The sequence below is a fragment of the Zoogloea sp. genome (assembly GCF_041911615.1).
Lineage (GTDB): Bacteria > Pseudomonadota > Gammaproteobacteria > Burkholderiales > Rhodocyclaceae > Zoogloea.
On sequence record NZ_JAYROR010000060.1, the window covers coordinates 23959 to 31020 of the forward strand.

Here is a 7062-nt window from a genome sequence, read left to right on the forward strand (position 1 = left end):
TGGTCTCCTGGAGGGTGGGAAAGGGTGGGGCGGGCCGTCCTCCGGGGGGCTCAGCTCGTCCGCGCGGGCAGGGTGACCCGCAGCAGGGCACCGCGGCCGCCGGGCGGGTCGGCGATCTCGACTTCGCCGCCGGCGCCGTGGGCGATCTCGCGGACGATGGCCAGGCCGAGGCCGCTGCCGGGGTGGCTGGCGTCGGGCAGGCGGAAGAAGCGCTCGAACACCTGCTGGCGGGCGGCGGGGGGGATGCCGGGGCCGCTGTCCTCCACCTCGATCAGGCTGCGGTTGCCGCGGGTGCGGCAGCGCAGGGTGACTTCGCCGGGGCTGGGGGTGTAGTTGAGGGCGTTGGCGACGAGGTTGGCGATCATCTCGCCGATCAGCAGGCGGTCGCCGCTGAGGCGCGCCGGTTCGAGTTCGAAGCCCAGGTCGAGGCCGCGGGCTTCGGCGAGGCGGATCCACTCGGGGCTGCGCTCGCGGATCAGGTCGGGAAGCTCGAAATCGCTGGCGAGGTTCTCGTGGCGGCCGCCGGGCTCGGCGGAGAGCAGCACCAGCATCTGGTTGATGAGGTGGCCGAGGCGTTCGATGGCGCCGACGCAGTGGCGGGTGCGGGCGTCGCGCTCGCGGGCGTCGGGTTCGCGCTGCAGCAGTTCGAGCTGGGTGCGGATGCCCGCGAGGGGGGTGCGCAGCTGGTGGGCGGCGTTGGCGACGAAGCGCTGCTGGGCTTCGGCGGCGTGTTCGAGTCGGTCGAGCACCTGGTTGAATTCGGTGACGAGAGGTCGGATTTCGGTGGGCGCGGCGCTCTCGTCGAGGTGTTCGAGGGCGCGGTGTTCCATGCCGTGCAGGGTGCGCCGGATGCCTTCGACGGGCAGCAGGGCGTGGTGCACGCCGAACCAGATGGTGAGCCCGGTGGCGCCGGCGAAGAACAGCAGCGGCAGGGTCAGGGCGACGGCGAGGTCGACCTTGAGCTGGTCGCGTTTGCGGGTGGTCTCGGCGGTGACGAAGACGAAGGGCTCGCCGGAGACGTCCCGGTGGATGGCGATGACCCGCACCCGGTGGCCGCGGTAGTGGGAGTCGAAGCTGACCCGGTCGCCGTGGATTTCCTGATCGGCGGGGGGCTCGTGGGGCAGGCCGGCGTCACCGGCGACGAAGTGCGCGTTGGGGCCGAGGATCAGGTAGTAGATGTCGTCCACCCGGTCGGCGCGCAACACCTGCTCGGCGGCGGGGGGAAAGACGAAGCGCGGTTCGCCGTGCTGGATTTCCAGGTGCGGCACGAGGGCCAGGCTGGCGTCGGCGAGGGCCTGGTCGAGGGCTTCCATCGCCGGCTGGTGCACCAGGTGGTAGGCCAGCGGCAGGAAGGTGAGCAGGGCGAGGGTGGCCGGCAGCAGCAGCCAGAGCAGCAGGGCCTTACGCAGGCTTCGCGTCATGGGGCTGGTCTTCGAGCATGTAGCCCAGGCCGCGCACGGTGCGGATGCGGATGCCCGCCGGTTCGAGCTTGGTGCGCAGGCGCGAGACGTAAACCTCGACGGCGTTCTCGCTCATGTCCTTGTCCCAGCTGCACGCGGCGGCGACGATGCGCTCCTTGCTGAGCACCCGCTCGGGGTTGTCGAGGAGGAACTGGAGGATCGCCCATTCGCGCTGGGGCAGTTCGACCGGCTGGCCGTTGAGCCAGGCGCGGCGGGCCTCCTCGTCCAGGACGAGGGCGCCGAACTCGCGGCGCTGGCCGCTCTGCCCGCGGCTGCGCCGCACCAGGGCGTTGATCCGGGCGAGCAGCTCGACGGCCGCGAAGGGCTTGGTGAGGTAGTCGTCGGCGCCCAGGTTGAGGCCGCGCACCCGCTCGTTGAGGGCGTCGCGGGCGGTGAGCATCAGGACGTGGATGGGGTTGTGGCGGGCGCGCAGGCGCGACAGCAGTTCGAGCCCGTCCATGCCCGGCAGGCCGATGTCGAGGACCATCAGGTCGAACTTTTCGGTGGCGAGGGCGGCCTCGGCGAGCTCGGCGCTGCCCACGTAGTCGGCTGCGAAGCCGGCGCCGCGCAGGAGCTGGGCGACGCCGTCGGCGAGCAGGGGGTCGTCTTCGACGATGAGGATGCGCATGGCGTGGGGCGTCGGGTCAGGGGTGGACGGGGCACGGGAGGGGAAGGGCGGACAGGGTCATTCGCCGCGGCTGCGCGGGCCTTCCTTCTGGCCGCCGAAGGAGAGCAGCACCGGCAGCAGCAGCAGGGTGAAGATGGTGGCGCTGACGATGCCGCCGACGATCACCACCGCGAAGGGGCGCTGGGTTTCGGAGCCGATGCCGTGGGACAGGGCCGCCGGCAGCAGGCCGAGGCCGGCCATCAGCGCGGTCATCACGATCGGGCGCAGGCGCAGCATCGCGCCGTCGAGGATCGCCTCGGAGCGGTTGGCGCCGCGGCGGGCGATCTCGATGACCTGTTCGACCATGATCACGCCGTTCTGCACCGAGATGCCGGCCACCGCGATGAAACCCACCGCCGCCGACACCGACAGGTGCAGCCCGGCCAGCCCCAGGCCGGCGAAGCCGCCGATCAGCGTGAAGGGCACCATCGAGAGCACCAGCACGGCGGGACGGATGTCGCGGAAGGCCCAGAACAGCAGCGAGAAGATGAGGCCCAGCGTGATCGGCACGATCAGCTTGAGGCGCGCCATGGCGCGCTGCTGGTTCTCGAACTGGCCACCCCAGGTGATGCTGTAGCCGGCCGGCAGGCTGACTTCGGCGGCGACCTTCTGCTGGGCTTCGGCGACGAAGCTGCCCTGGTCGCGTCCGCGCAGGTTGGCCTTGACGATGACGTTGCGGCTGCCGGCTTCGCGCTGGATGCGCGAGGCGCCCTGACGCAGCTCCACGTCGGCGAGATCGCCGAGCGGGATGCTGCCGTGGCCGCCGGGCAGGGCCACCGGCAGGTTGGCGATGTCGTCCACCTGGTCGCGGAACTGCGGCCCGAAGCGCAGGGTGACGTCGTAGCGGCGCTCGCCCTCGTAGAACATGTTGACGGTACTGCCGCCCAGGGCGGTCTGGATCATCGCGTTCACGTCGGTGACGTTGATGTCGTAGCGGGCAAGCGCCTCGCGGCGCAGGCGGATGTCCACCTCGCTCTGGCCGCCTACCGGCAGCGCGGCCACGTCGGCCGAGCCCTGGATGCGGTTCAGCACGTTGGCGATCTGGCGGCCCTTGGCTTCGAGCACTTCGAGGTTGGGGCCAAAGACCTTGACGGCGATCTCGCCCTTGGCGCCGGAGAGCGATTCCTCGACGTTGTCCTGGATCACCTGGGAGAAGTTGGTGGGCAGGCCGGGGATCGTCTCGAGCTTGGCCGACATGCTCTCGACCAGGGCTTCCTTGGTGGGGAAGTTCCATTCGCCGCGGGGCTTCAGGTCCACCAGGATTTCCATGTTGTTGGGGCCCTTCGGGTCGGTGCCGTCGTCGGGACGGCCCACGTGGGTGATGACGGCCTTGGCCTCGGGGTAGCTGGTGAGTACCGCGCGCACCTTGCGCTCTATGTCCTTGGTGGTGGTGAGGCCGGTCGACTGGGGCAGGCTGATGGTGAGCCAGATGTTGCCCTCGTCGAGCTTGGGCAGGAACTCCGAACCGAGCAGCGGCGCCAGCGCCAGCGCGGTGGCCAGGCAGGCGACCGAGGCGGCCACCACCTGGCGGCGGCGCTGTTGCAGGCGGATCAGCAGGGCGCGGTAGCGTTCCTGCAGGCGGTGCAGCCAGGGGCTCTCCTTCTCGGCCATGTCGTCCTTGTTGAGGGCGTAGGAGAGCAGGGTTGGCACCAGGGTGAGGGTGAGGATCAGGCCACCGAGCAGGGCGAACGAGAGCGTCAGGGCCACCGGGGTGAAGATGCGGCCTTCGACGCGCTGGAAGGTGAAGATGGGCAGGAAGGCGACGATGATGATGGCCTTCGAGAACATGATCGGCGAGCCGAGCTCGACGCAGGTCTGCTTGAGGGCGTGGATGCGCCGCCCCACCGGCGAGCTGATGCCGTGGTGTTCGGCGTGGGCGTCCACGGCGAGGCGTACCATCAGCGCCTCGACCATCACCACCGCGCTGTCGATGATGACGCCGAAGTCCACCGCGCCAAGGGAGATCAGGTTGGCGGAGACGCCCATCGCGTGCATCAGGATGAAGGCGAACAGCAGCGACAGCGGAATGACCGCGGCGACGATGATCGCCGCCCGCAGGTTGCGCAGGAACACCAGCAGGATGGCGGTGACGAGCACCGCGCCGACCAGCAGGTTTTCGCCGACGGTGGCGACGGTGTGGCCGATCAGCTCGGTGCGCTGGTAGATCGGCTTGAGGCGGTAGCCCTCGGGCAGGCGGGCGTTGACCTCGTCCACCTTGAGCTTGAGGGCCTCGACGATCTTGGCGGCGTTGCCGCCCTTGGTCATCTGGACGATGCCTTCGATGACGTCGTCGCGGTCGTTGAAGGCGACGATGCCCGAGCGGGGGCGGAAGCCGGTGGCCACCTCGGCCACGTCGGAGATGCGTACCGGTTTGCCGTCGCGGGCGACGACGACCACGTCGCGCACGTCGTCGAGGCTCTTGAACAGGCCCAGGGTGCGCACCACCAGGGCTTCGTCGCCGCGGCGCAGCAGGCCGCCGCTGCCGTTGGCGCTGGCGGTGGACAGGGCCTGGGTGACGTCGTCGAGGCTGACCGCGTACTTGCGCAGCAGCTCGGGTTCGATGCGCACCTGGATCTCGCGGATCGCGCCGCCGAAGCTGACCACGTCGGCGATGCCCGGCACCATGCGCAGCGCAGGGCGCACGGTCCAGTCCTGCACGGCGCGGATTTCCTCGCGATCGGCGGTGGGCGGGGCGTCGAGCACGTAGCGGTAGATCTCGCCCACCGCGGTGGTGAGCGGCGCCAGCACGGGCTGCGCGCCGGGCGGCAGGGTGACGTTCTGCAGGCGTTCGAGCACCTGCTGGCGGGCGAAGTAGTCGCCGGTCTTGTCGTTGAAGGTGAGGGTGACCACCGACAGGCCGGTGATCGACACCGAGCGCAGCTGGGTCATGCCCGGCACGCCGCTCATCTCGCGTTCGATGGGCAGCGAGATGGTGCGCTCGACCTCTTCCGGCGCGATGCCGATGGCCTGGGTGACGACCTGGACCTGCACGTCCTGCACGTCCGGGAAGGCCTCGATGGAGATCTGGTTGACCGCGTAGAGGCCGTAGCCCAGCAGCGCCAGCGCGGCGATGAGGATGAAGGCCCGCTGGCGCAGGGCGAGGGTGATGAGGGTATCGAACATGGCGGGCCGGACCTCAGCGGGAGCTGCTCGCCAGCTCGGCGTTGAGCAGCAGGGCGCCGGTGCTGACGACCTTGTCGCCGCCCTTCACGCCGCTCCAGACGTAGGCGTGGCTGCGGGTCTGCACGGCGAGGGTGACTTCGCGCTTCTCGAACACGCCGGGCTCGCGCTCGACGAACACGTAGTTCTTGACCCCTTCGACGAGCAGCGCGCCGGTGGGGATCTTGGGCAGCTCTTCCTTGCTGTCGGCGAGGATGCCGACCTTGGCGTACATCTCGGGCTTGAGCAGGCCGTCGCGGTTGTCCACGGCGACTCGGGCCTGGATGCGGCGGGTCTGCGGATCGAGGGTCGGGGCGACGTGCACCACCTTGCCGGCGAAGCTGCGCTGGGGATAGGCCGACACCTCGACCTGGGCGGACTTGCCGACGGTGACGATGGGCAGATCGCGCTCGGGCACGTCGACGATCACCGACAGGCGGCTCATGTCGGTGACGACGAACAGCGGCTCGTCGCTGTCGGGGCGCACTTCCATGGCCGGGTTGATGCGGCGGGTGGCGACCACGCCGGCGATCGGCGCGCGCAGCTGGTAGCGCTGGCTGCCCGCGGCGACGCCGCCGACGGGCGACAGGTTGGCCAGGCGCAGGCGGGCGCGCTCGACTTCGGCGTCGGCCTGACGGGCTTCGGACTGGGCGGTTTCGAGGTCGCGGCGGGCGATGACTTCGGCCTGGAACAGACTGCGGGCGCGCTCGAGGGCGGATTTCTTCTGCTGGGCGTCGGCCTGCGCCTTGGCCAGATCGGCCGCCGCGGTGCCCAGTTCGGGGGCGTCCAGCACCGCCAGCACTTCGCCGGCCTTGACGCTGTCGCCGATGTTGGCGTGGATTTCGACGACCCGTCCGGCGATCGGGGCGAACAGCCGCGCGGTGGCGTTCTCGTCGTAGGCGACGCGGGCGGCGAGGGGTTCGTCCATCGGCACCGGGGCCAGTTCGGCGCGGTCGACCTTGAGTTGCGACAGCTGCGGCGCGGCGGTGGGGTAGCGCAGCACCCCGGGTTCGGCGGACGGGCGCTGGACGACCGGCTCGGTCGGCGCCTCGGGCGCGGCGCTGTGGAAATACCAGGCGCCCGCGGCGATGGCGGCAACGGCGAGGGCGATGACGAGGGGCTTGCGGTTCATTGAGGGTCTCCGGCCAGGCGCAGGGTGAGGGCGGCGCGGGCGAGGTCGGCGCGCGCCTGGATGGTTTCGATGCGCGCTGCGCGCAGGGAGCGCTGGGTATCGAGGTAGTCGGTGAGGCTCATGCCGCCTTTCTGGATCGCCACGTCGGCGCCGCGGCCGGCGCGTTCGGCGGCGGGCAGCACCACGTCGCGCAGGCGCAGGTAGCGGGCCTGGCTGGCCTCGTATTCGGCGCGCAGGCGGGCCTGTTCGCTGCCCACCGCGGCGCGGGTGGCGACCAGTTGCTGTTCGGCGGCGTCGTAGTCGGCCTCGCTCTTGGCGATGTCGCCGCGGTAGTCGTAGCCGAGGAACAGCGGCACCGACACGCTCAGACCGTAGGACGAGGTGGAGTAGGCGTTGTTGGCGTTGGCGCCGGCGTGTTCGTACTGCACGCCGACCGAGACGTCGCGGGTACGTTGGGCGCGGGCCAGGTCGCGCAGGGCGTTGGCCTGCTCGACGCGCTTGCGGGCGGCCAGCAGGTCGGCCCGCTCGGCGCCTTCGCCGCCGCCCGCCGGGGCGGGCTCGGCGCTGGGCCACTCGTCGGTGGTGTCGAGCTGGGCGGCGGGGATGCGGTTGCCGAGGAGCTGGGCCAGGGCGATGCGGGCGCG

The 7062-nt window shown here is 70.8% G+C and carries 5 protein-coding genes; all 5 read right to left on the minus strand.

What is annotated here, in order from left to right; translation table 11 throughout:
- Positions 1-50: 50 nt before the first annotated feature.
- Positions 51-1421 carry a sensor histidine kinase gene (locus ACE3P2_RS06915; protein WP_374262587.1) on the minus strand — a complete coding sequence of 457 codons (1371 nt, stop codon included), beginning with the start codon at positions 1419-1421 and terminating at the stop codon, positions 51-53.
- The gene (locus tag ACE3P2_RS06920) at positions 1402-2088 is read right to left on the minus strand and encodes a response regulator (protein WP_374262590.1); all 687 of its coding nucleotides are present in this window, start codon (positions 2086-2088) and stop codon (positions 1402-1404) included. Before ACE3P2_RS06920 ends, ACE3P2_RS06915 begins: the two co-directional genes overlap by 20 nt.
- A gap of 57 nt (positions 2089-2145) precedes the next feature.
- Positions 2146-5250, minus strand: a complete 3105-nt coding sequence (locus tag ACE3P2_RS06925; RefSeq protein ID WP_374262593.1) for an efflux RND transporter permease subunit — start codon at positions 5248-5250, stop codon at positions 2146-2148.
- A 13-nt stretch (positions 5251-5263) separates the two neighbouring features.
- Entirely contained in the window at positions 5264-6418 is a 1155-nt protein-coding gene (locus tag ACE3P2_RS06930) for an efflux RND transporter periplasmic adaptor subunit (protein WP_374262596.1), read from the minus strand.
- Positions 6415-7062: TolC family protein (locus ACE3P2_RS06935; RefSeq protein ID WP_374262598.1), on the minus strand; the 648-nt coding region annotated here is incomplete at its 5' end. The genes ACE3P2_RS06930 and ACE3P2_RS06935, both read right to left, overlap by 4 nt.